General features: G+C 54.6%; 2 rRNA genes (1 of these 2 cut by a window edge). Both read left to right on the forward strand.

Annotated features, from left to right (window positions below):
• Positions 1-2,621 (forward strand): 23S ribosomal RNA (locus tag D5687_RS10955) (it extends 258 nt beyond the left edge of the window).
• An 89-nt stretch (positions 2,622-2,710) separates the two neighbouring features.
• Positions 2,711-2,795 (forward strand): 5S ribosomal RNA (gene rrf, locus D5687_RS10960); the annotation flags it as partial.

The raw sequence follows: 2,795 nt of genomic DNA on the forward strand, positions 1-2,795 counted from the left end.
TAGCCCATCAAGCGCCTTTAGAGTTAGTGGAACAGTCTGGAAAGTCTGGCCATAGCGGGTGAAAGCCCCGTACACGAAAGCTCTTTTGGCGTGATGTCGAGTAGGGCGGGACACGTGGAATCCTGTCTGAATATGGGGGGACCATCCTCCAAGGCTAAATACTCCTTACCGACCGATAGTGAACCAGTACCGTGAGGGAAAGGCGAAAAGAACCCCGGCGAGGGGAGTGAAATAGAACCTGAAACCGTGTGCGTACAAGCAGTAGGAGCAGACTTGTTCTGTGACTGCGTACCTTTTGTATAATGGGTCAGCGACTTACTGATCGTGGCAAGCTTAACCGAGTAGGGGAGGCGTAGCGAAAGCGAGTCTGAACAGGGCGTTCAGTCGCGGTCAGTAGACCCGAAACCGGCGCGATCTACCCATGGCCAGGGTGAAGGTCAGGTAATACTGACTGGAGGCCCGAACTCACTAATGTTGAAAAATTAGGAGATGAGCTGTGGGTCGGAGTGAAAGGCTAATCAAGCCCGGAGATAGCTGGTTCTCCTCGAAAGCTATTTAGGTAGCGCCTCATGTCTCACTCTCGGGGGTAGAGCACTGTTATGGCTAGGGGGTCATCCCGACTTACCAAACCATGGCAAACTCCGAATACCGAGAAGTGCAATCATGGGAGACACACAGTGGGTGCTAACGTCCATTGTGGAGAGGGAAACAACCCAGACCGCCAGCTAAGGCCCCCAAATGTGTGCTAAGTGGGAAACGATGTGGGAAGGCAGAGACAGCCAGGAGGTTGGCTTAGAAGCAGCCATCCTTTAAAGAAAGCGTAATAGCTCACTGGTCAAGTCGGCCTGCGCGGAAGATTTACCGGGGCTCAAGCACACTGCCGAAGCTGCGGATGCTGTAAGGCATGGTAGAGGAGCGTTCCGTAGGCCGTCGAAGGTGGACTGTGAGGTCTGCTGGAGGTATCGGAAGTGCGAATGCTGACATGAGTAACGATAATACGAGTGAAAACCTCGTACGCCGAAAGTCCAAGGTTTCCTGCGCAACGCCAATCGGCGCAGGGTGAGTCGGCCCCTAAGGCGAGGCTGAGAAGCGTAGTCGATGGGAAGCAGGTTAATATTCCTGCACCGACCGTTATTGCGATGGGGGGACGGAGAAGGCTAGGCCAGCCGGCAGTTGGTGTCCGGTTTAAGCCCGTAGGTGGATCTCTTAGGCAAATCCGGGAGATCAACACCGAGAGGTGACGACGAGTTCCCAAGGGAACGAAGTGGTTGATGCCATGCTTCCAGGAAAAGCCTCTAAGCTTCAGATAACGGTTGACCGTACCCTAAACCAACACAGGTGGACTGGATGAGAATTCCAAGGCGTTGAGAGAACTCGGGTGAAGGAACTAGGCAAAATAGCACCGTAACTTCGGGAGAAGGTGCGCCCCCGTTAGGTGATCGGACTTGCTCCGTAAGCCGAAGGGGGTTGCAGTGACCAGGCCGCTGCGACTGTTTATCAAAAACACAGCACTCTGCAAACTCGAAAGAGGACGTATAGGGTGTGACGCCTGCCCGGTGCCGGAAGGTTAATTGATGGGGTTATCTTCGGAGAAGCCCTTGATCGAAGCCCCGGTAAACGGCGGCCGTAACTATAACGGTCCTAAGGTAGCGAAATTCCTTGTCGGGTAAGTTCCGACCTGCACGAATGGCGTAACGATGGCGGCGCTGTCTCCACCCGAGACTCAGTGAAATTGAAATCGCTGTGAAGATGCAGTGTACCCGCGGCAAGACGGAAAGACCCCGTGAACCTTTACTACAGCTTTGCACTGAATACTGAACCTACTTGTGTAGGATAGGTGGGAGGCTTCGAAGCCAGGACGCCAGTTCTGGTGGAGCCAACCTTGAAATACCACCCTGGTATGTTTGGTGTTCTAACCCAGGTCCGTTATCCGGATCGGGAACCGTGCATGGTGGGTAGTTTGACTGGGGCGGTCTCCTCCGAAAGCGTAACAGAGGAGCACGAAGGTTGGCTAAGCACGGTCGGAAATCGTGCGGTTAGTGCAAGAGCATAAGCCAGCTTGACTGTGAGACAGACACGTCGAACAGGGTCGAAAGACGGTTCTAGTGATCCGGTGGTTCTGTATGGAAGGGCCATCGCTCAACGGATAAAAGGTACTCCGGGGATAACAGGCTGATACTGCCCAAGAGTCCATATCGACGGCAGTGTTTGGCACCTCGATGTCGGCTCATCACATCCTGGGGCTGAAGCAGGTCCCAAGGGTATGGCTGTTCGCCATTTAAAGTGGTACGCGAGCTGGGTTCAGAACGTCGTGAGACAGTTCGGTCCCTATCTGCCGTGGGCGTTGGAGATTTGAGGGAATCTGTCCTTAGTACGAGAGGACCGGGATGGACGAACCTCTGGTGTTCCGGTTGTCACGCCAGTGGCACTGCCGGGTAGCTAAGTTCGGATTGGATAACCGCTGAAAGCATCTAAGCGGGAAGCCAACCCCAAGATGAGATCTCCCCGGGACTTCGAGTCCCCTGTAGGGCCGTGGAAGACCACCACGTTGATAGGCGGGATGTGGAAGTGCAGTAATGCATGCAGCTAACCCGTACTAATCACCCGTGCGGCTTGACCATATAACGCCAAAGCGACACACACGGATACACCGTACAACCGCATTCACTTTACTGCCGACCGGATTCAAACCCGGTCGGTACCCCCTTCGCCTGGCGTCCATAGAGCGGTGGAACCACCTGTTCCCATCCCGAACACAGCAGTGAAACGCCGCATCGCCGATGATAGTGTGGGGC

The sequence above is a fragment of the Guyparkeria sp. SCN-R1 genome (assembly GCF_003932495.1).
Classification (GTDB): Bacteria; Pseudomonadota; Gammaproteobacteria; order Halothiobacillales; family Halothiobacillaceae; genus Guyparkeria.